The sequence below is a fragment of the Streptomyces sp. NPDC002958 genome (genome assembly GCF_055563255.1).
The window spans coordinates 84141-105545 of record NZ_JBVHDS010000020.1 but is presented as its reverse complement, the minus strand read 5'-3'; the positions used below and the strand labels follow the sequence as shown (position 1 = coordinate 105545).

Genomic DNA, 21405 nt, shown 5'->3' with positions numbered 1-21405 from the left:
GACTTTCTTCGCCGATCGTTGATCTATCAGGTGGTCCCGTTGCGCTGTTCAGCAGGGCTTGACGTACAGCTCAGGGGCCAAACGCAACGGTGTTGTACTGGTCCTCAACGCCGTTGCGTTCGGCCGGGAAGCGGCACGTCAAGGGGGGTGGAGGGAGTAACGGGACACCTGTAGATCAACGATCGGCGAAGAAAGTCGATCAAGTGCAGGAGTCCCGTTGGCGGAGCGGGAACGCTGGCTCCTGCAGATCGACGAGGCCACCCGATGGATGACCGACCAGGTCGCCACGTTCGCTGGCAGCTGGCCCTCCCGCAGCCTTATCGACCTTGCAGTCACCTATTCCGGTCACGCCCGGGTGGTGATCCTGTCCGAGCGCGAGGAGACCACGAAGCTGGAGCCGCTGGGAGACCACGAAGCTGGAGCCGCTGGGAGACCTGCCCCTCCCCGTCCAGCGCCGGTTCTTCGGCTTCTGGTGGACCCGAGCGCGGCACTTCCACGCCGGCCGCCGAGAGGCCCGTAGCCATTGGAGCTGGCTACGGGCGCACTTCGTCGACTGTACGGGTGGGCGTCCGGGAAGACCAAGCAGAAGGAACGGACGGGCAAGACGACCCTGGCGGGCAGATTTTGTCGGGGCGGGTTCGCCGTGGATGTTCCTCAGCCCTGACAACAGTTGCCACGCCTCATTGGCCCTGGTGGGTGCTGACGGCCCATCGGAGTTGGGAGAGATCCACCATCGGGATTGTCAGTGTTGCCTGCTATCTCCTGTCAGATCACGCACTGGTCGCCATTCGCCCAGGAGGTGCTATTTATGCCCTCCACTGCGCTACACCCCGCCGCAGAGATTACTGTCACCCCCGCCGTCACAGAGGCCCCCTGCGTCCAAAAGAATCTGACACTGCATCAGAAATGCTCTTCCCTCGGATGTCCGGCTGCGGCATCCTGCGGCCCATGGAGACGGAGCTGAGCAAGAAACTGGGAGTCGAGCACGCCATCTTCGGCTTCACGCCGTTCCCCGCGGTGGCCGCGGCCATTACCCGGGCCGGCGGGTTCGGCGTACTCGGCGCGGTCCGCTACACCGCCCCCGACGACCTCGCGCGCGACCTCGACTGGATGCAGGAGCACACCGACGGCAAGCCGTACGGCCTCGACGTCGTCATGCCCGCGAAGAAGGTGGAGGGGGTGACCGAGGCCGACGTCGAAGCGATGATCCCGGCCGGACATCGCCAGTTCGTCCGGGACACCCTGGCCAAGCACGGCGTACCGGACCTCGCCGAGGGCGAGGCGTCCGGCTGGCGCATTACCGGGTGGATGGAGGAAGTCGCCCGCAACCAGCTCGACGTCGCCTTCGACCACCCCATCAAACTCCTCGCCAACGCCCTCGGCTCACCGCCTGCCGATGTCGTCCGACGCGCCCACGACCAGGACGTCCTCGTCGCTGCACTCGCCGGGAGCGCCACACACGCCCGCCACCACGCGGACGCGGGCATCGACATCGTCGTCGCCCAGGGGTACGAAGCGGGCGGCCACACCGGTGAGATCGCCTCCATGGTCCTGGTCCCGGACGTGGTCGACGCTGTGGGACCACTTCCCGTCCTCGCCGCCGGCGGAATCGGCAGCGGCGAGCAGATCGCCGCCGCACTCGCCCTCGGCGCCCAGGGCGTCTGGCTCGGCTCCCTCTGGCTGACCACGGAAGAGGCCGACCTCCACTCCCGCGCGCTGACCCGAAAGCTCCTCGCCGCCGGCTCCGGCGACACCGTCCGCTCCCGCGCGCTCACCGGCAAACCCGCACGCCAGCTGCGTACCGAATGGACCGACGCCTGGGACGACCCGTCGGGCCCCGGCACCCTGCCCATGCCGCTCCAGGGGCTGCTGGTCGCCGAAGCCGTCTCCCGTATCCAGAAGTACGAGACCGGCGCGCTGCTCGGCACACCCGTCGGCCAGATCGTCGGAAGGATGAACAGCGAACGCAGCGTGCAGGCCGTGTTCGACGACTTGACCCGCGGCTTCGAGCGTGCCGTGGACCGGATCAACCTCATCGCCGGACGGAGCGCCTCATGAACCGGCCGCCCAACGGCTTCTGGGCCCAGGCCGCCGCCGATCCCGGCCGCACGGTCCTGATCGCACCCGACGGCGAGAGCTGGACGGCGGGTCGGCTGCACGCCGCAGCCAACCGCCTGGTCCACGGACTGCGCGCGGCCGGGCTCCGGCGCGGCGACGCCTTCGCGGTCGTCCTGCCCAACGGTGTCGAGTTCTTCACCGCCTACCTCGCCGCCTCCCAGGCCGGTTTCTATCTCGTACCCGTCAACCACCACTTCGTCGGCCCCGAGATCGCCTGGATCGTCTCCGACTCCGGAGCCAAGGTGCTCATCGCCCACGAGCGGTTCGCCCAGGCGGCGACGGCGGCCGCGGACGAGGCCGAGCTTCCGGCCGACCACCGCTACGCCGTAGGCACGGTCGACGGCTTCCGCCCGTACGCCGAACTGCTCGAAGGGCAGTCAGACGCACCCCCCGAGGCCCGCACCCTCGGCTGGGTCATGAACTACACCTCCGGTACCACCGGCCGCCCGCGCGGCATCCGTCGTCCGCTCCCGGGCAAGCTCCCCGAGGAGAGCCACCTCGGCGGATTCCTCGGTATCTTTGGCATCAAACCCTTCGACGGCAACGTCCATCTGGTCTGCTCGCCGCTTTACCACACGGCCGTCCTCCAGTTCGCAGGAGCGTCCCTGCACATCGGGCACCCGCTGGTCGTGATGGACAAGTGGACGCCCGAAGAGATGCTGCGCCGCATCGACACCCACCGCTGCACCCACACGCACATGGTCCCGACCCAGTTCCACCGCCTCCTCGCCCTCCCCGACGAGGTGAAACGGCGATACGACGTCACAGCCATGCGCCATGCCATCCACGGCGCAGCGCCCTGCCCCGACCACGTCAAACGCGCCATGATCGACTGGTGGGGGAGGTGCGTCGAGGAGTACTACGCGGCCAGCGAGGGCGGCGGCGCCTTCGCCACTGCCGAGGACTGGCTGAAGAAACCGGGCACGGTCGGCAGAGCCTGGCCGATCAGCGAACTCGCCGTCTTCGACGACGACGGCAACCGCCTGCCGCCCGGCGAGCTCGGCACCGTCTACATGAAGATGAACACCGGCGGCTTCAGTTACCACAAGGACGAGACCAAGACGAGGAAGAACCGCATCGGCGACTTCTTCACCGTCGGTGACCTCGGCATCCTCGACGAGGACGGCTACCTCTTCCTCCGCGACCGCAAGATCGACATGATCATCTCCGGTGGTGTCAACATCTACCCCGCCGAGATCGAGAGTGCCCTCCTCAGCCACCCCGCAGTCGCCGACGTGGCCGTCTTCGGCATTCCGCATCCCGACTGGGGCGAGGAGGTCAAGGCGGTCGTCGAACCGGCCGGGACACACGAGCCGGGGGAAGCGCTGGCCGCCGAGATCCTGCGCCACAGCGAAAACCACCTGGCCGGTTACAAGCGTCCCAGAAGCATCGACTTCATCGACGAGATGCCGCGCGACCCCAACGGAAAGCTGTACAAACGGCACCTGCGCGATCCGTACTGGGAAGGGCACCGACGAGCCCTCTGAACCTTCGTCGCCCGCCGAACGCTGACCGGGCGTGCGACGGCCCGGTCACCTGGGACCCCGCCGCACTTCGTTCGCGGCGGCGGCGACAGTGGTCGGTCAGGCATCGCGTCGCTGTCCCGTGGTCCGGGCTCACCGCATCGCGAGCCGCCCTTGCCGTCGGGACGTCGTCCACGGGATCATGACGGTTCACAGAGAAATCCGGTTGCCGGACGGTACCGGCGTCCGGCACGACCGAGATCATTCCGGGAGAGTGCGTGGTCACTGCCGTCGTGTATTTCGTAGTCGCCGTGGGCGCGGCCGTGTTTTACGGAAGGATTCTGGACCGCCAGCTCCAGGGGCCGCGGCTGCGGGCCGCGTGGGCAGAGGGCCTCACCGCCGAGGGCCGGTGCACGGGCCTGCGTACCGAGGATAGCCAGGACTCCGAGGGCGCACCGATTGTCCATACCTACCCCACCCTGGAGTTCCGTACGGCCGACGGGCGCGCAGTCAGCTTCGAGGAGCGCCAGGCGCGCCTCACCCTGGCCGAGGGCGAGTTCCTGACGGTGTATTACAGCGCGCGGAACCCGGAGGCGGCGACCACGCGCGCCCCGTCATTCGTCCCGCGCCACGCCAGGGCCCTGACTGCCGCAGTGGGGAGTGCGTTCGCCGTAATCTCGGCGACCGTCCTGGCCGTGGTTCTCTGAGCATCGCCCGGAAACCGGAGAAGGCCGCTGCCGACGGCAGCCGGACACCCGCGGCGGTGACCGACAGGGATGGACGGCGCGCCCAACGGCTCAGAAGCGCCGTGTCCGTGCCACCGGACACGTGGCCTTGTTCCAGCCGAACGCCTGGATGTAGCCGGAGCCCGTCGGCACGTCCTCATCCATTCGCCACTCAGCCAGCGCCTCCGCACCCCTGTCAACATCCCGATCGGTATCCGAACCCTTGACCACCGGGTTCCGTCCGCACAGGATCACGCCATGACAGGTGTACGGAGCAGCACAGTCGACGGCGTCCTGGCCCGCAGCGCCCGGCGTACCCCCGCGAGCACCGCCCTGCGGTACGCGGAGAGGTCCTGGACCTACGCGGAACTCGACACGGCCGTCAGTACCGCGGCGGCGGTCCTCACCGGCGAACACGGACTGCGCCCCGGCGACCGGGTCGCCTGCTACGCGCACAACTCCGACGCGTATCTGATCGGCTTCCTCGCCTGTGCCCGCGCGGGCCTGGTCCATGTGCCGGTCAACGAGAACCTCACCGGCGGCGACCTCACATACATCCTCGAACAGTCCGCCAGCGCGCTCGTCCTCACCGACCCGGACCTCGCCGACCGGATTCCGGCCGCGTTCTCCGTACGCGCGCTGCGCGACGCACCGGACGCCCTCCTCGACGCGACCGCCGCCCCGCGCCCCTTCACCCCGGAGCGCGAACCGGCCGCGGGAGACCTCGTCCAGCTGCTCTACACCTCGGGCACCACCGCACTCCCCAAGGGCGCGATGATGACCCACGGCGCCCTCGTCCACGAGTACGTCAGCGCGATCACGGCGCTCGATCTGCGCGCCACCGACCGGCCCGTCCACGCGCTGCCGCTCTACCACTCCGCGCAGATGCACGTGTTTTTGCTGCCCTACCTCGCGGTCGGCGCAGACAACATCATCCTTGACGCACCCGATGTGAACCGGATCTTCGACCTCGTCGAGACGGGCCGGGCCGACAGCGTCTTCGCCCCGCCGACGGTCTGGATCGGCATCTCCCAGCACGCCGGCTTCACCACCCGCGAACTCGGCGGGCTGCGCAAGGCGTACTACGGCGCGTCGATCATGCCTGTACCCGTACTGGAACGGCTCCGCGACCGCCTGCCCGCGCTCGCCTTCTACAACTGCTTCGGACAGAGCGAGATCGGCCCGCTCGCCACTGTTCTGGGACCGGACGAGCACGAGGGCCGGATGGACTCCTGCGGCAGGCCCGTCCTCTTCGTCGAGGCCCGGGTCGTCGACGAGGACGGCAAGGAGGTCCCCGACGGCACGGTTGGTGAAGTGGTCTACCGCTCTCCCCAGTTGTGCGAAGGCTACTGGGACAAGCCCGAGGAGACCGCGGAAGCCTTCCGCGACGGCTGGTTCCACTCCGGCGACCTCGCCGTGCGCGATATGCAGGGTTTCTTCACCGTCGTCGACCGGGTGAAGGACGTCATCAACTCCGGCGGTGTTCTCGTCGCCTCCCGCCAGGTCGAGGACGCCCTATACACCCACCCCGCCGTCGCCGAGGCCGCGGTCGTCGGGCTGCCCGACGAGCGCTGGATCGAGGCCGTCACCGCGGTGGTCGTGCTGCGGGGCGAAGCGACACAGGACGAACTCATCGATCACGCCCGCGAGCGGCTCGCTCATTTCAAGGCCCCGAAGAAGGTCCTCTTCGTCGACGAACTGCCGCGCAACGCGAGCGGCAAGATCCTGAAGCGGGAGCTGCGCGACCGGTTCGACCAGGGGACCAGTGCCCGGCAGTAGGCTTCGCGGCGCGCTGCCTACTGCCAGGCACTCTGAGAGCGCCCGGCCATGTCCCTGTCCTGCGGGTCAGGACCGGTCAGGCCCTGACCCGCAAAACAGGCCCCGGCCGCCCGGGGACAGCAGACCCGGGACGGTCCGCAGAAGGAGGCCCTATCGGCCGCCGCGCTCGTCCACGATCCGCTTGAACTTGCCGACCGACCTCTCCAGCGTCCCGGGATCGACGATCTCCACCCCGACCGACACGCCGATTCCGTCCTTGACGGCCGACGTGATCGACTCCGCGGCGGCCATCCGCTGCTCCGGAGTGGCCTCCGCCCGGGCCTCCGCCCGTACGGTCAGCACGTCGAGCCGGCCCTCGCGGGTCAGCCGCAACTGGAAGTGCGGTGCCACCCCCGGTGTGCGCAGCACGATCTCCTCGATCTGGGTCGGGAAGAGATTCACCCCGCGCAGGATCACCAGATCGTCGCTGCGCCCGGTCACCTTCTCCATCCGTCGGAACACCCGCGCCGTGCCCGGCAGGAGCCGGGTCAGGTCCCTTGTCCGGTAGCGGATCACGGGCATGGCCTCCTTGGTGAGCGAGGTGAAGACCAGCTCGCCCTTCTCACCCTCAGGCAGTACCTCACCGGTGAACGGATCGATGACCTCCGGATAGAAGTGGTCCTCCCAGATGTGCAGCCCGTCCTTGGTCTCCACACACTCCTGCGCGACACCGGGCCCCATCACCTCCGAAAGACCGTAGATGTCGACCGCGTCGATCGCGAACCGCTCCTCGATCTCCCGCCGCATCTCCTCCGTCCATGGTTCCGCGCCGAAGATTCCGACCTTCAGGGAGGGCGTCCGCGGATCGACGCCCTGCCGCTCGAACTCGTCGAGGAGCGTCAGCATGTACGACGGCGTCACCATGATGATCTCGGGCCGGAAGTCCTGGATCAGCTGGACCTGGCGGGCTGTCATGCCACCGGAGGCGGGGATGACCGTACAGCCGAGCCGCTCCGCTCCGTAGTGCGCGCCGAGACCGCCCGTGAACAGCCCGTATCCGTACGCCACATGGACCTTCTGCCCGGGACGGCCGCCGGCGGCCCGGATCGAGCGGGCGACCACGTCCGCCCAGGTGTCCAGGTCCCGCTGCGTGTAGCCGACGACGGTCGGACGGCCCGTCGTCCCGCTGGACGCATGGATCCTCCGCACACGCTCCTCGGGGCCGGCGAACATGCCGAAGGGGTAGTTGTCCCGCAGATCCGCCTTGGTGGTGAAGGGGAAGCGGGCGAGATCGGCGAGCGTACGGCAGTCGTCCGGACGCAGCCCGGCCTTGTCGAACGCGGTCCGGTAGTGGCCGACGTTCTCGTACGCATGGTGCAGCGTGGCCCGCAGCCGCTCCAGCTGGAGTGCTTCCAGCTCGTGCCGGCCCAGTCGTTCCGCCGCGTCCAGCGGAGCCGTCATCCGGATCTCCCTCTTCCGAGCAGGCGACCGATCATTCGGTCGATCTTTCGGTAGCAGTAATTCAGGATGCTCCACCCCATGGCAAGAGGGGTGACGCAGTTCGTGTGCGTCGCCCCTACCCTGCCGTCGCCCCGCTGGGCCTGTGCCCCCTCGTCACCGTGCCGACACCGACCACCGTCCTGTGGCCGTGACGGCGCCTTGGGCCACCGCCCACTGAATCAGGCCGCTCTGAAGATGTCCCGACGTGCTGTTCCCCGCCGCGCCTCTCACTCGGGCTACGGCCGCTCGGGTCCACGGCCACGGTCCGCAGCACGCGTGGGCCGATGCTCCGCGTGCAAGGACGGTGTCAGACGGCCAGTCGGATTCCGGTGACCAGATGTGGACGGATGCGTACCGCACAGTTCATCACCGGGCCCGACCAGGGGCAAAGCAGCCGCTGGTAGCGCGTCAGCGCGTCCGGATCGGCGACCGGGCGGCAGTACCCCGTGGCGACGACACTCCAGCCCAGATGAGTCAGCGGATCGATGTCGTCGGCCTGGTAGGCGACCACGACTCCCCGATCGCCATGGTTGCGGGCCTGGGCGAACAGATCCGAGTCCTCATGGGTCAGGATGACGATCTGACCGTGGTCCAGCAGATGGTTCACCAGTCGGATGGCGGGCAGCGCGCGCTGCGTGAAGACGATCCGCCCGAGCGACGCCCCGCCGAGCAGGCTCAGTGCCTGGGTACCTGTCAACTCGACCGTGCGGCGCGTCCCGGTGGCCGCCGAACCCGAAAACGGTGCCGCCTTCGATGGTGTGGTCACAGCCGTGCGCACGGACGGCTGGGGCGACTGATGGCATGAGTGGTTCATGGGGCTGCCTCGTCTCCTGGTCTGCTCACCTGCCGCACGAGTACATCGTGTGACGCCGCCCCCGGGCCAGGGCCGAACGGCCCCAGGGCCGAACGGCCCTAGCGGCGTCGGACCTCCGATGGGTTCACTGCGGTACATCGCATGCTGCGGGCCGGTCCGGTATCGGCTCCCGGGCCGGGCCGGTCCGTGGCATGCGCGAGCGTTCGGACGGCGCGGGTGCGCGCAGGAGGGAAACGTGGTGATCGCAGTCGTCGGGCACAGAGATCTCAGCAACAGAACCCTGGAACTGGTGGAAGCTGAACTGAGAGCACGGCTGGACCGCTTGGCAGAGGGTGCGGCTGCCTTGGTACGGGTCGGGGCGGGGCTGCCGCTGGTGTTCGGGCGGGCCGCCCGGGAGGCCGGACGGAAGCTGACAGTGCTGCTGCCGGCCCAGGGCGCTGTTCCCGCAGTGCTGCCCGAGCGGGACCGGTCGGCCGCGGGCGAACTGCTGGTCCTGGCCGAACACGTACGGCTGCTGGCATTCGATCCGGCCGACCGCAACGCGTGTGTCAGCGCCGATGAACGTCTGGTGGAGACGTGCCGGACCGTGCTCGCCGTGTGGGACGGATCGCCGTCGGACGGCCGGGACGCCACCGCACATCTGGTTGCCTTCGCGCGTGCGCGAGGAATTCCGGTGGAGGTCGTCTGGCCGGACGGTTCCGCACGGGGGCGCACATGAAACTGTCGGAGCGTGGGGTGGAGCGGGTGGCGGAAGGACCCGAGGCCGACGAACGGGTCTGCGCCAGTGCGTCCGCGACGCGCTACGACCGGGAGTGCGCCGGGGCGAGGCAGGGGTTCGGGTGGCTGTTGGTGATCACCGCCGCGCTCGGGCTGCTCGGTTCGTTCGTCATCACGACCGACAAGTTCGAACTGCTCGCCGACCCCGGCTTCGTGCCCGCCTGCTCGCTGAGCCCCGTGGTGTCCTGCACGAATGTGATGCTCAGCGAGCAGGCTTCGGTGTTCGGCTTTCCCAACCCGCTCATCGGGCTGGTCGCCTTCGGGGTGGTGATGGGGACCGGCGCGGGCCTGCTTGCAGGCGCACGCTATCGGCACTGGTACTGGTTGGGATTGAACCTCGGCATGCTGTTCGGCGTCGGCTTCTGCATGTGGCTGATGACGCAGGCGTTGTACGACATAGGCGCCCTCTGCCTGTGGTGCGTGCTCGTGTGGGTGGCCACCATCTTCATGTTCTGGCACACCACGGTGCACAACCTGCGCCATGGCGTCCTGCCCGCCCCACGCGTCCTGGTCGCGGCGGTGCTGGAGTTCCCCCTCGTGGTGCCGGTGACCTGGTGCCTGGCCATCGTCATGCTGATAGCAACCCGGTTCTGGTCGTACTGGCAGACGTTTCTGTGACCGCGACGATGCCGGTGGTCTCGTGATGGATGTGCGCGGCCGGCACTCCGGCGGCGGCCAGCCGCGCGGCGACGGCCCGCACCGGCCCGGTCGTGGGGGCCTCGGGGGCCAGGGCCAGAAAGGCGTGCTGCCGGGCGGCGGACCCGGGATGCGGGGTCAGTATTCCATTCAGGGCCCGCAGCCCGGCCCCTGCGAAGCGAGCATCCGCCGCATCAGCCGTGATGACGGTCAGCCAGGGGTGTCCGCGCCGGAACTCCTCCAGATACGCCGCGTCGTACAACTCTTCGGCCGCCGCCCATTCCTCCGGCGCGGCGAGACCCAGCAGCAGCCGTACCTGGTGCGCACGGGACCGGTCGGCGTCCATCTGCTGGAGCAGCGCCTTCATCGGAGCCCAGCCCGTACCGGAGGCGATCAGTAGAATGTCTGCGGACGGAATGTCATCGGGCAGCGCCAGCGCGCCGCGCGCGGCGCTGAGACGGACGGCGTCGCCCTCCCGCGTGCCGTGCACCAGCGCATCGCTCACCCCGCCGGCGCCCCGGGCCCGTACATGGAACTCCAACTCACCGTCCGGATGCGGCGCACGGGCCAGGTAGTAGGGACGCCATGCCTGTTCCAGCAGCGGCGACTCCAAGGACGCGTACTGCCCGGCCTCGAAGGCGTAGGGCTGATGGGGCCGTACCCGCAGCACCGCGAGACCGGGCGTGCGCAGTTCGTGCGAGGTCACTGTCGCCTCCCAGCTGGGCGGTTCGGCGATCGCCTCGTCCGCGCCCCTGACCATCGCCGAAACAGCCAGCCGCAGCATCCGCAGCCAGGCATACTCCAGCCCACTGGTCCACCGGGCGCCCGCGCGCACGCGCAGAGCCTCGGTCAGCGCCGCCTCGAAGGCCTCGAAATGCGCGGGGCGCACACCGAGTTTGCGATGGTCGCGCCCCAACTGCTCGAAGACGCCAATCATCTCGTCCGTGCGGTGCAGATTGTCGATCAGATAGCGGAAGATCGCAACGAGATGGACCTGTTGGAACGCCATCGACTCGGGGAACAGCGACCGCAGATACGGATGCCGCTCGAACAGAAGCCGGTACAGCTCGGCGATCAGCTCCTCCAGAGGGCTCACCAGCGGCAGGGAGTCGCGGATCAGCAGTTGGTCGGCTGTTCCGTCGTACGCCTGCGGAGCCTTGGCGCTCCATGGTTCGGGACGGCTGCCGGACGGGGCCAGGATGCGTCGTCGCAGCCGCATCGCGTCATGCCGTGCGAGCAGTGCGTGGTAGTCCTCGCTCGGGGTATTCATGGGCCGGTGACTCCTCGGTGCAGCGCAGGGGGGTGGCCGGGTAAGGGAGATGTCCGTGGCGCCCGGACGATCTTGGCGGCGCCCAGTATGGCACCGCGCCCGGCCCGCTGACCGGCCCCGGCAGCAGGGCCTTTCGGCCCTGTTCAAACACCGTTTGCCGTGCTGCGGCACCCCCGCAGGAGCAGGCCTGCGGACGGGCACATACTGGTTCCGGCCCTCTCCCCGAATCGATCGAGCATGATGTGAACGAATCCGCGAAGTCCCCACTGAGCACGACCCCGTCGCAGTCTGCGGCCCCCGTACGCGTCTTCATCCTCGACGACCACGAGGTCGTAAGGCGCGGCGTACGCGATCTGCTGGAGGCCGAGGACGGCATCGAGGTCGTCGGCGAGGCATCCAACGCCCGGGAGGCGCTGGCCCGCGTACCGGCCAGCAGGCCGCAGGTCGCCGTGCTGGACGTACGCCTCGGCGACGACCAGGGCGGTGACCACGCCGGAATCGAGGTATGCCGGGAACTGCGTGCCCTGATGCCCGAACTCGCCTGCCTGATGCTGACGTCGTTCGATGACGACGAGGCGCTGTTCGACGCCATCATGGCGGGTGCCGCGGGGTATGTGCTGAAGCAGATCAACGGGGCCGATCTGATCACCGCCGTACGCACGGTCGCGTCAGGCACCTCGATGCTCGATCCACGGACGACCGCCCGCGTGATGTCACGGCTGCGGAGCACCCAGCGAACCCCTGCCGAGGAGTCCGAGACATCGGAACTGGACCGGCTCACGCCCAGGGAACGGCAGATCCTGGATCTCATCGGCGAGGGCCTCACCAACCGTGAGATCGCGGAGCGTCTCTTCCTGGCCGAGAAGACCGTCAAGAACCGCATCTCCTCGATTCTCGCCAAACTGGGCGTGGGCCGCCGGATCCAGGCCGCGATGCTCGTCGGCCGGCTCAAGGACCGCCAGCGGCGGCCCCCGGTCCCGGGGAGCTGACAAGCACTCAAGCTTCAGTCGTGGAGCGGCACGCGCCAGATGATCCGGGTTCCGCCGTCCGTCGGCCGTTCGATGGCCAGTGTGCCGCCGCACAGCTCTGCCCTTGTACGCATGTTCGCCAGCCCTCCGAGGCGCCCGGCTGCCGGATCGTCGGCAACCGCTGCCCGTGTCCCGGGAGTGGTCGTGACTTCGTCCCGGATCCCGATGCCGTTGTCGGTGACGGTCAGGGTCACCGCGTCGTCGGCCGACAGCACGATGCCGATACGAGTGGCACGGGCATGGCGAGAGGCGTTGGACACCGCCTCGGCGGCGACCGCCACCACGTGTTCGGCCAGTTCGTCCGGCACCGTGGTGTCCACCGGTCCGTCGATCCGCACGGAGGGCCGGAAACCAAGGGCGCGTGCCGCCGTGCGAGCGGTCTCCGTCATCCGGTGCCGCAACCCGCCGCGGCCCGAACCGTCCGCTGTCCGCAGATCGAAGATGGTGGACCGGATGATCCGGATCGTGGTGTCCAGATCATCCACCGCCCGGCTGACCCGCTCGGCCGCGTCCGGCCGGTCCGCGATGGCACGCGTGGTGCTCTGGAGAGTCATCCCGGTCGCGAAGAGACGCTGGATCGCCAGATCGTGCAGATCGCGGGCGATCCGGTCCCGGTCGTGCATGACGGCGAGTTCCTCGGACTCGGCCCGCCTACGGGCCAGTTCCAGGGCGATGGCCGCCTGGTCGGCGAAGCCCGAGACGAGCGCGATCTCGGTGTCGTCGAACGGCGGGCGGTCCACCGGCCGCCCCAGGCGCAGTGCGCCCCTTGCCCCCGTGTCGACGCGCAAAGGCACCGTCACAACCGGCCCCAGACCATCCTCGGCACCGTCGCCGAACGGGTGGGCCCGGGGATCGGTACGGACATCGGCGCAGTGCACCGGTGTCCCGGTACGGGCGGCGAGTCCGGCCAGTGATCCCCGCGCGGGTACGGACAGCCCCGTTATGCGTTCGGAGTCCCTGCCATGGGCGACGGCAACGGTGAGACGTGCCTCAGCCCCGGATGTCTCCGAAGCTCCGGAAGGGGACACAGGGGGCGTCGGCAGCAGAATCGCGGCCCGGTCGGCCCCCGCCACCTCCATCGCCCGCTCGGCGATCAGTTGCAGAACCTCGTCGGCGTCCGTCCCCGAGAGCAGGGTGCGAGTGATCTCGCCCAGTGCCTCCAGACGCTGCTCCCGGCGACGGCTCTCGTCGTACATGCGGGCGTTGTCGATGGCGACGCCGGCCGCGATCGACAAGGTGGTCAGCACCGCCTCGTCGTCGGCGTCGAAGCTCACCCCGCCTCGTTTCTCGGTGAGGTAGAGGTTGCCGAACACCTCGTCGCGAACCCGCACCGGCACCCCGAGGAAGGTGCGCATCGGGGGATGATGGGGTGGAAATCCGAAGCTGCGCGGATGGCTGCTCAGATCGGTGAGCCGCAGCGGTTGCGGGTGATGGATCAGCTCGCCGAGGATTCCGCGTCCGCACGGCGTCTGGCCGATCACGGCGGCGAGCTGCTCCGATATGCCGACCGGCAGGAACTCCAGCAGCTTCTGCCCGTCCCCGACAATGCCGAGCGCTCCGTACTCCGCGTCGGTCAGGGTCACTGCGGCCTCCACGATCCCGCGGAGCACCTCGGGCAGTTCCAGGCCCCGCCCCAGACTCATCACGGCATCCAGCAGACTGTGCATCCGGTCCGGCCGACTGGGCTGAGGCCAGGTCGCCGTACCGGGGCAGGGGGCTCCGGGCGAGTCGAGGGCGGCGGAGCCGGGAGAAAGGACTCCGAAGGGGGAGCCGGGCGCGGTAGGTGCTGTCTCTGTCATCGGGGGCGCCGCTCTCTGGGTCCGTGTGCCGTATGCCGGGAAAATGCTCACCGGATCACCGCATGGCTGGGACCGGTCCACGGATGGTCAGCCTACGACAGCCACGGGGCCGAGGGCGCAGCGGTGTACTGAAGCTCCGGCGGACTTTCGGCCCACCGGCAGCTCGTGGTGCCCGTGCCCGATCTGCGCGGTACCGGGGACTCCGTGGTGCCGGACGACCCGGCGACGTACCGCTGCGACCGGCTGGTCGACGACATCGAGGCGCTGCGCGAACACCTCGGCCAGGAACGCATTGACCTGCTCGCCCACTCCGGATCCGCCAATCTGGCTTCCCTCTACGCCGCCCGGCCCCGTCGAACGGCCTGATGAGAGGATGGACTTCGACTGGCCCGTGGTGCCGTCGACCAACGCCCAGCTGAATGAACCGGACCCGGCCGGGCGGCAACGTCTCGGCGAGATCACCGCCCCGACCTCGTCATCGGCGGTGGCCCCGCCAGCCGGATCGCCCAGGACAGGCTGATCTGGATGGCGGGGCGGATACCCGGGGGCCGCTTCGTCACCATCGACGCCGGACACCTCGTCCACACCCAGCGGCCGGGCGAATTCCTCGCGGAGCTGCGGTCGTTCGGACTGGTCCGAGCCTTCCCCGGGCGCCCTACGGCGAGGTCAGGACCGGTGCAGCAGGGAGGTCAGAACGTCCTGAAGGGTGGCCTCGGCGTCGGCCACGGAACCCGTCGACCGCCATGCCACGAAGCCGTCAGGACGCACCAGCACGGCGCCTTCGGGCGTCGTGCCGTGGAGCTCGGCCCAGTCGGCCCCGTTCTCCGGCTCCAGATCGGCGCCCGGCCCGATGCCGTACGCCTTCAGTCGTACCGACAGCCGGTCGGCGACCCGCGCCGCCGCCCGCCGCCACGCCACGTCCTCACCGTCGGTGAGCAGCACGAGGGTGTGTTCGTACAGATCCAGCGTGGACTTGCGATCACCGGCCTGATGGACCCACAGATGTGGTGCACGACTGCCGGGTTGACCGTTCAGCTGCATTCCTTGCGGAACCACCGGCTGTTCCGGGTCGGCGCCCAGCACGGCGCCGCGGACATAGCGGTAGCCCAGCGCCACGGTGAGCATGCCGCCCTGCTTCCCGCCGCCCACACCCGGCGCCGCGGCGTATCCGGGGTGGCTGTGCTCGCTGGAGCGCGCAGACGCCCGCGCGCTCGTCGCCTGCGCCACCGGAAGTCGCTCCGCCTCGTAGGTGTCCAGCAGACCCGGGCCCGCCTCGCCCTTCAGAACGGCGGCGAGCTTCCAGGCCAGATTGTGCGCGTCCTGAATACCGGTGTTGGAGCCGAACGCCCCGGTGGGGGACATCTCGTGGGCCGAGTCCCCGGCGAGGAAGACCCTGCCGGACGCGTACCGCTTTGCGACCCGCTCCGCGGCGTGCCACGGCGCTTTGCCGGTGATCTCGATGTCGATGTCCGGAGCGCCGACCGCCGTACGGATGTGCTCGGCACATCGCTCATCGGTGAAGTCCTCCAGAGTTTCGCCCAGTTGGGGTTGCCACGGAGCGTGGAACACCCACTCCTTCTTGTTGTCCACCGGCAACAGGGCACCGTCCGCTGCGGGGTTGGTCAGATAGCAGACGATGAAGCGCCGGTCGCCCAGTACATCGGCGAGCTGCCGGGAGCGGAAGGTGATGCTCACGTTGTGGAACAGGTCGCCGGGCCCCGTCCGGTCGATGCGCAGCTGCTCACGGATGGGGCTGCGCGGCCCGTCGGCCGCGATGAGATAGTCCGCGCGCACACTGATGTGCTCTCCGGTCTCCCGGTTCTTGAGCGCCGCGTCAACCCCCGCCCCGTCCTGGTCGAAGCTCTGCATCTCGGTGGAGAACCGCAGGTCACCGCCCTGTTCGCGGGCCAGTTTCACCAGTACGGGCTCCAGGTCGTTCTGGCTGCACAGGCACCAGCCGGTCGGGCTGAAACGGGCGAGTCCGCCCCCTGGATCGATCTCCTTGAACAGCCACTCCTGGTCGTCCCCGGTGAGCGAACCGGCTTGCAGAATGCCGTGGTTGTCGGCGAGGACCGAAGCCGCTTCGCGGATGCCCGGCTCGGCGCCCGCCGTGCGGAACACCTCCATCGTGCGCACGTTGTTGCCGCGTCCGCGCGGATGTGTCGAGGTGGCTCGGTGCTTCTCGACCAGCAGATGCTCGATGCCGAGCCGGCCGAGGAAGAGTGAGGCGGACAGGCCCACCAGGGAGCCGCCCACGATGAGGACCGGTACGCGAATGTCGACGTTCTCGTTCATCAGTTGCTCCAGATCGGACGCCGTTCAGATGCATTGTTCAATGCCCTCGTCGGAGCGGTTCGGACGGCCGCTCACCTGAACGGTTCATAAATCTCGCGCCACCCGGACCAGCGTTTCACGATCGGTCACGGAGACGATGCCCGCGGTAACGGGGGCGGACCGCTCGCATCCGCCGGGAGAGTCCCCGCTCCTAACCACTCGCCAACCGACGGTTGACGGCATGCCACCCGGCCTGTCCACGACACCGTCTCGAAGGAGACCGAAAGATGACCACCACCCTCTCGGAACGGATCTCCCAGTCCGCCTTCGACGGGTCCAGGCTGCGGGTCGTCCTGCTGCTGGACCTGTACGACGGAGCCCAGAAGCAGTTCCTGGAGGCGTATGAGCACCTGCGCAATCAGGTGGCATCCGTCCCCGGACACATCAGCGACCAGCTGTGCCAGTCCATCGAAAACCCCTCACAGTGGCTGATCACCAGCGAATGGGAGAGCGCACCCCCGTTCCTCGCCTGGGTGAACAGCGAGGAGCACGTCGCAACGGTCCAGCCGCTGCACAACTGCGTGCGTGACACCCGTTCGCTGCGCTTCAGCGTCCTGCGGGAAACGGGGAAGACGTTCGAGCGGGCGCCCGAGGAGGCCAAGGGCCGGCTTCAGGCGTCTCCCCGACTGGGTGATGGAGTGGTGCGCCACGCACTCACCTTCACCGTCAAGCCGGGCACAGAGGACATCGTGGCGAAGATCCTGGCCGACTACGAGTCCCCGAACGCACGTGTTGACGAAGCCACCCGGCTGCGCCGCACCTCGCTCTTCATGCACGGAAACCGCGTCGTGCGGGCAATCGAGGTCGAGGGCGACCTTCTCGCGGCCCTGCGCCACGTCGCCCGGCAACCCGAGGTCAGGGCCGTCGAAGAGGCCATCAACCCGTATCTGGAGCAGGACCGGGACCTCAGTGACCCGGACTCCGCCCGGATGTTCTTCACCCGAGCGGCGCTGCCGACCGTCCACCACGTGACCGCGGGCCGGCACAAGGCCGAGGACGTCCGCCGGCACGCACTCTTCTACCAGGCCAAGGAGGGCTGTGGCATGGCGCTCGCCCGGCTTCTCGCCGGTCACGACGAGGAGGCGGCCGACGACCCGGCGAGCATCATCGACAGCAGCACCATCTTCCAGCGTGACGACGTCGTCGTCCGCCTCCTCGAAGCGGTCGAGCCGATCGACGCGCAGCCCGCCCAGGCGGTCGGCATCGACGGCCCCGGCAAGGTGGCCAGGCTCGGACGTCTCCTCGACGGCGGTGCAAACGCCGTGCCCACGACCGACCAGGGGATCTCGCACTTCCTCACGCAGTCGGAAATGACCCTGATCACCGATCGGCGGGCCATGGAGTCCTGAACCGCGCATCCGCACCCTGGGGGGTTCTCGCTCAACCCGTCAATACAACGCGCAATGCGCCAGGAGGAAAGCAGTCATGACCATGCACCGGCCACGCATCGTGGACCTCAGCGAGACGCAGCCCAACCGCAGGCGCGGAGGTGACCTTCGCGCCATGCTCACGCCGACAGCGGTGGGAGCAACCAGCGGCTTCATGGGGCTGGCCATCGTTCAGCCCGGCGACCGCATCGGCGAGCACTACCACCCGTACTCCGAGGAGTTCGTGTACGTCGTGAACGGTCTCCTGGAGGTGGATCTGGATGGTGAACCGCACCGGATGCGGCCCGACCAGGGCCTGCTGATCCCTCCCCATGTACGCCACCGATTCCGGAACGTCGGCGACGTCGAGGCACGCATGGTCTTCCACCTCGGCCCGCTCGCCCCGCGCCCGGAACTCGGCCACGTCGACACCGAGCACACCGAGTCCGCCGAGCACACGCAGTCCGCCGGGCGTGTCGCGCCGCCGGAACGAACGGAGGCCGCCTCATGAGCCGCCGCGTGGGGGTCACCGGCGTCGGCGTGGTGGCCCCCGGCGGCATCGGGGCTCCGGCCTTCTGGGACCTCCTCGCGAACGGACGAACCGCGACCCGGGGCATCACGCTCTTCGACCCGGCCGGCTTCCGCTCCCGCATCGCCGCCGAGTGCGACTTCGACCCGGCGGCACACGGACTGGACGCGGACCAGGTCGCCAGGTCGGACCGTTACGTCCAGTTCGCCATGGTGGCCGCCAGGGAGGCCCTCGACGACGCGGGACTCGATCCGGAGAAGGTGGACCCCTGGCGCATGGGGGTGTCGCTTGGCACCGCGGTCGGCGGCACCACCCGACTGGAGCACGACTACGTCGCCGTCAGCGGCAGCGGTGCCCGCTGGGACGTCGACCACCGACCGGCCGGCCCGCATCTGGAGCGGGCCTTCTCACCCAGCTCCCTCGCCTCGGCGGTGGCCGAACAGGTCGGCGCGCACGGCCCGGTGCAGACCGTCTCCACGGGCTGCACCTCCGGTCTCGACGCCATCGGATACGCCTTCCACTCAATCGAGGAAGGCCGCGTCGACGTCTGCGTCGCCGGGGCGTCCGACTCACCGATCACCCCGATCACAGTGGCGTGCTTCGACGCGATCAAGGCCACCTCGGCGAACAACGACGACCCGGAGCATGCCTCCCGGCCGTTCGACTCCCGCCGCGACGGCTTCGTCATGGGTGAGGGCGGAGCGGTGCTCGTCCTGGAGGAGCTGGAGCACGCCCGCGCCCGCGGGGCGACCGTGTACTGCGAGATCGCGGGCTATGCCACCTTCGGCAACGCCTACCACATGACCGGGCTGACCCCCGAAGGACTGGAGATGGCCGAGGCCATCAACCGGGCCCTGTGCGACGCGCGGATAGACGGTTCGCAGATCGACTACGTCAACGCACACGGCTCGGGCACCAAGCAGAACGACCGGCACGAGACGGCCGCTGTGAAGCGGGCACTGGGGCCGCACGCCTATGACGTACCGATGAGTTCAATCAAGTCCATGGTCGGCCACTCGCTGGGGGCGATCGGGGCTGTAGAGATCGCCGCATGCGTACTCGCCCTGGTCCACCAGACGGTGCCGCCGACGGCGAACTACGAGAGCCCGGACCCGGAGTGCGACCTCGACTACGTGCCGCGCACCGCACGTCCCCTGAAGCTGCGCAGCGTCCTTTCGGTCGGCAGCGGGTTCGGCGGCTTCCAGTCGGCGGTGGCCCTGACGAGAACAGGTGGGAGGACACCATGAGAACTCGAAAAGCCCGGCGCACCGTCGTCACCGGCATCGGTGTCGTCGCCCCCAACGGCACCAACACCGAGGCCTTCTGGAAGAGGACGCACGAAGGGATCAGCGTCCTCGACCGGGTCACCCGCGAGGGCTGCGAGCAGCTTCCGCTGCGGGTCGCGGGCGAGGTGCGGGGCTTCGACGCGGTCGAGCTGATCGAAGAGCGCTTCATCGTCCAGACCGACCGGTTCACGCACTTCGCGATGGCTGCCGCGGATATCGCGCTGGACGACGCCCGGCTGGGCCGTGCCGACTACGAGAACTCTCCGTTCGACGTCGGTGTGGTGACCGCAGCCGGGTCCGGCGGCGGCGAATTCGGCCAGCGTGAACTCCAACGGCTGTGGGGACAAGGGTCCACCTATGTGGGCCCGTACCAGTCCATCGCCTGGTTCTACGCCGCCAGCACCGGCCAGATCTCGATCCGCGGCGGCTTCAAGGGGCCGTGCGCGGTCGTGGCCAGCGACGAGGCGGGCGGTCTGGACGCGCTGGCGCATGCCGCCCGCTCGATCCGCCGCGGGGCCGAAGCGGTGGTGGTCGGTGCGGCCGAGGCACCGCTGGCGCCGTACTCGGTCGTCTGCCAGCTCGGGTACGAGGACCTGAGCACCAGCGACGACCCCGCCCGCGCCTACCGGCCGTTCACCTCGGACGCCTGCGGCTTCGTGCCGGCCGAGGGCGGCGCCATGCTGGTTGTCGAGGAGGAGCAGTCGGCTCGCCGGCGCGGGGCCCGCGTCCGGGCCGAACTCGCGGGGCACGCTGCCACGTTCACCGGAGCGTCCAGGTGGGAGGAGTCCCGGGAGGGCCTCGCCCAGGCGATCATCGGCGCCCTGCACGAGGCCGACTGCGCGCCGGACGAGATCGACGTCGTCTTCGCGGACGCCCTCGGCGTACCGGCGGCCGACCGTGCCGAGGCGCTCGCGATCGCCGACGCGCTCGGCGCGCACGGCCGGCGGGTACCGGTGACGGCGCCCAAGACCGGCATCGGGCGCGCCTACTGCGGCGCACCGGTGCTGGACGCAGCCGCCGCCGTGCTCTCCATGGAGAACGCGCTGATACCGCCCACCCCGAACGTCTTCGACGTGTGCCATGACCTCGACGTGGTCACCGGCGAGGCACGCCCCGCCGAACTGCGGACGGCGCTGGTGCTGAGCCGCGGGCTCATGGGCTCGAACGCGGCGATGGTGCTGCGGCGCTCCACCGACACCCAATCGTGAGTGAGAAGGAGAAGTCCTCATGACTGATCGACTGACCTATGCGGAACTCGCCGTCCTGATGAAGAAGGGCGCCGGACTCACCGTCGACCCGCGCGACATGGAAAAGCGCCCCGGCTCCGCCTTCGACGAGTTCGGACTCGACTCGCTGGGCCTCCTCGGCATCGTGGGCGTCCTGGAGAACCGGCACGGCCGGGCGCTGCCGACCGAAGCCGACCGTTGCAAGACCCCCCAGGAATTCCTCGACCTCGTCAACAACACCCTCATGCAAGGAGCCTGAAGTGTCCGGACACACCGAGAACGAGATCACCATCGCCGCCCCCCTGGACCTGGTCTGGGACGTGACGAACGATCTGGAGAACTGGCCGCGGCTGTTCAGCGAGTACGCCGCGGTCGAGGTCATCGAACGGGACGGTGACAGGACGAAATTCCGTCTGACCATGCACCCCGACGAGAACGACAAGGTCTGGAGCTGGGTATCCGAGCGGACGGTCGACCGTGCCGGACGCACGGTCCGTGCCCGCCGTGTCGAGCCGGGCCCGTTCCAGCACATGAACATCCGGTGGGAGTACTCGGAAGTCCCCGGCGGTACGAAGATGCACTGGGCCCAGGACTTCGCGATGCGGCCCGACGCACCCGTCGACGACGCGTGGATGACCGACAACATCAACCGCAACTCCAAGGTCCAGATGGAGCTCATCCGGGACAAGATCGAGCAGCGCGCCCGGGAGCGCCGTACGGCCTCGGTCTCGTCCGGCTGACCCGCCATCCGCCACGACTCGCCACCCGGCCGGCC

General features: G+C 69.1%; 19 protein-coding genes. 14 read left to right on the top strand and 5 right to left on the bottom strand.

The window, feature by feature from the left end; all coding sequences use genetic code 11:
- Window positions 1-948 precede the first annotated feature (948 nt).
- The 4 genes from ACZ3IC_RS26805 to ACZ3IC_RS26790 all read left to right on the top strand — a co-directional run bounded on the left by ACZ3IC_RS26805 (window position 949) and on the right by ACZ3IC_RS26790 (window position 6085).
- Entirely contained in the window at window positions 949-2058 is a 1110-nt protein-coding gene (locus ACZ3IC_RS26805; RefSeq protein ID WP_467420038.1) for an NAD(P)H-dependent flavin oxidoreductase, read from the top strand.
- Window positions 2055-3605, top strand: coding sequence for an acyl-CoA synthetase (locus ACZ3IC_RS26800; protein WP_467420036.1), 1551 nt, complete (start codon window positions 2055-2057; stop codon window positions 3603-3605). Before ACZ3IC_RS26805 ends, ACZ3IC_RS26800 begins: the two co-directional genes overlap by 4 nt.
- Before the next feature lie 254 nt (window positions 3606-3859).
- Window positions 3860-4288: a DUF3592 domain-containing protein gene (locus tag ACZ3IC_RS26795; RefSeq protein ID WP_467420035.1), complete on the top strand. Its 429-nt coding sequence runs from the start codon at window positions 3860-3862 to the stop codon at window positions 4286-4288.
- A gap of 276 nt (window positions 4289-4564) precedes the next feature.
- Window positions 4565-6085, top strand: a complete 1521-nt coding sequence (locus tag ACZ3IC_RS26790) for an acyl-CoA synthetase (protein WP_467420032.1) — start codon at window positions 4565-4567, stop codon at window positions 6083-6085.
- 150 nt (window positions 6086-6235) lie between these two features.
- Here the strand turns inward: ACZ3IC_RS26790 and paaK are convergent, their stop codons facing one another.
- Together paaK and ACZ3IC_RS26780 are read right to left on the bottom strand one after the other, a co-directional pair.
- Window positions 6236-7525, bottom strand: a complete 1290-nt coding sequence (gene paaK / locus ACZ3IC_RS26785) for a phenylacetate--CoA ligase PaaK (protein WP_467420030.1) — start codon at window positions 7523-7525, stop codon at window positions 6236-6238.
- 346 nt (window positions 7526-7871) lie between these two features.
- Window positions 7872-8378 (bottom strand): pyridoxamine 5'-phosphate oxidase family protein, encoded by a 507-nt coding sequence (locus ACZ3IC_RS26780; RefSeq protein ID WP_467420027.1) that lies wholly within the window; start codon window positions 8376-8378, stop codon window positions 7872-7874.
- 238 nt (window positions 8379-8616) lie between these two features.
- Here ACZ3IC_RS26780 and ACZ3IC_RS26775 point away from each other — a divergent pair, with 238 nt between their 5' ends.
- Together ACZ3IC_RS26775 and ACZ3IC_RS26770 are read left to right on the top strand one after the other, a co-directional pair.
- The gene (locus ACZ3IC_RS26775) at window positions 8617-9096 is read left to right on the top strand and encodes a hypothetical protein (protein WP_467420054.1); all 480 of its coding nucleotides are present in this window, start codon (window positions 8617-8619) and stop codon (window positions 9094-9096) included.
- Entirely contained in the window at window positions 9093-9773 is a 681-nt protein-coding gene (locus ACZ3IC_RS26770; protein ID WP_467420026.1) for a vitamin K epoxide reductase family protein, read from the top strand. Before ACZ3IC_RS26775 ends, ACZ3IC_RS26770 begins: the two co-directional genes overlap by 4 nt.
- Here ACZ3IC_RS26770 and ACZ3IC_RS26765 read toward each other — a convergent pair.
- The gene (locus ACZ3IC_RS26765) at window positions 9724-11061 is read right to left on the bottom strand and encodes a globin domain-containing protein (RefSeq protein WP_467420024.1); all 1338 of its coding nucleotides are present in this window, start codon (window positions 11059-11061) and stop codon (window positions 9724-9726) included. The two genes, ACZ3IC_RS26770 and ACZ3IC_RS26765, sit on opposite strands and share 50 nt — an antisense overlap.
- Before the next feature lie 242 nt (window positions 11062-11303).
- On the opposite strand from ACZ3IC_RS26765, the gene ACZ3IC_RS26760 reads away from it, so the two are divergent.
- Window positions 11304-12050 (top strand): response regulator transcription factor, encoded by a 747-nt coding sequence (locus tag ACZ3IC_RS26760; protein ID WP_467420021.1) that lies wholly within the window; start codon window positions 11304-11306, stop codon window positions 12048-12050.
- A gap of 14 nt (window positions 12051-12064) precedes the next feature.
- Here the strand turns inward: ACZ3IC_RS26760 and ACZ3IC_RS26755 are convergent, their stop codons facing one another.
- Window positions 12065-13756, bottom strand: coding sequence for a sensor histidine kinase (locus ACZ3IC_RS26755; RefSeq protein WP_467420052.1), 1692 nt, complete (start codon window positions 13754-13756; stop codon window positions 12065-12067).
- Between the two features lie 297 nt (window positions 13757-14053).
- Here ACZ3IC_RS26755 and ACZ3IC_RS26750 point away from each other — a divergent pair, with 297 nt between their 5' ends.
- Complete coding sequence (locus ACZ3IC_RS26750; RefSeq protein WP_467420019.1) at window positions 14054-14254, top strand: alpha/beta fold hydrolase; 201 nt, start codon at window positions 14054-14056, stop codon at window positions 14252-14254.
- 300 nt (window positions 14255-14554) lie between these two features.
- On the opposite strand, the gene ACZ3IC_RS26745 is transcribed toward ACZ3IC_RS26750, so the two are convergent.
- Window positions 14555-16183: an FAD-dependent oxidoreductase gene (locus ACZ3IC_RS26745; RefSeq protein WP_467420017.1), complete on the bottom strand. Its 1629-nt coding sequence runs from the start codon at window positions 16181-16183 to the stop codon at window positions 14555-14557.
- Window positions 16184-16449: 266 nt separating this feature from the next.
- Here ACZ3IC_RS26745 and ACZ3IC_RS26740 point away from each other — a divergent pair, with 266 nt between their 5' ends.
- From ACZ3IC_RS26740 to ACZ3IC_RS26715, 6 genes are all read left to right on the top strand, one after another.
- The gene (locus ACZ3IC_RS26740) at window positions 16450-17571 is read left to right on the top strand and encodes a SchA/CurD-like domain-containing protein (protein WP_467420015.1); all 1122 of its coding nucleotides are present in this window, start codon (window positions 16450-16452) and stop codon (window positions 17569-17571) included.
- A 76-nt stretch (window positions 17572-17647) separates the two neighbouring features.
- Complete coding sequence (locus ACZ3IC_RS26735; RefSeq protein WP_467420013.1) at window positions 17648-18100, top strand: cupin domain-containing protein; 453 nt, start codon at window positions 17648-17650, stop codon at window positions 18098-18100.
- On the top strand, window positions 18097-19365 hold the full coding sequence (locus tag ACZ3IC_RS26730) for a beta-ketoacyl-[acyl-carrier-protein] synthase family protein (protein ID WP_467420012.1): 1269 nt from the start codon (window positions 18097-18099) through the stop codon (window positions 19363-19365). The genes ACZ3IC_RS26735 and ACZ3IC_RS26730 overlap by 4 nt, the downstream gene beginning before the upstream one ends.
- Window positions 19362-20612 carry a ketosynthase chain-length factor gene (locus ACZ3IC_RS26725; RefSeq protein ID WP_467420010.1) on the top strand — a complete coding sequence of 417 codons (1251 nt, stop codon included), beginning with the start codon at window positions 19362-19364 and terminating at the stop codon, window positions 20610-20612. Before ACZ3IC_RS26730 ends, ACZ3IC_RS26725 begins: the two co-directional genes overlap by 4 nt.
- A gap of 19 nt (window positions 20613-20631) precedes the next feature.
- Window positions 20632-20889, top strand: a complete 258-nt coding sequence (locus ACZ3IC_RS26720; protein WP_467420007.1) for a phosphopantetheine-binding protein — start codon at window positions 20632-20634, stop codon at window positions 20887-20889.
- A gap of 1 nt (window position 20890) precedes the next feature.
- Window positions 20891-21370 (top strand): SRPBCC family protein, encoded by a 480-nt coding sequence (locus tag ACZ3IC_RS26715; protein WP_467420006.1) that lies wholly within the window; start codon window positions 20891-20893, stop codon window positions 21368-21370.
- Window positions 21371-21405: the final 35 nt, after the last annotated feature.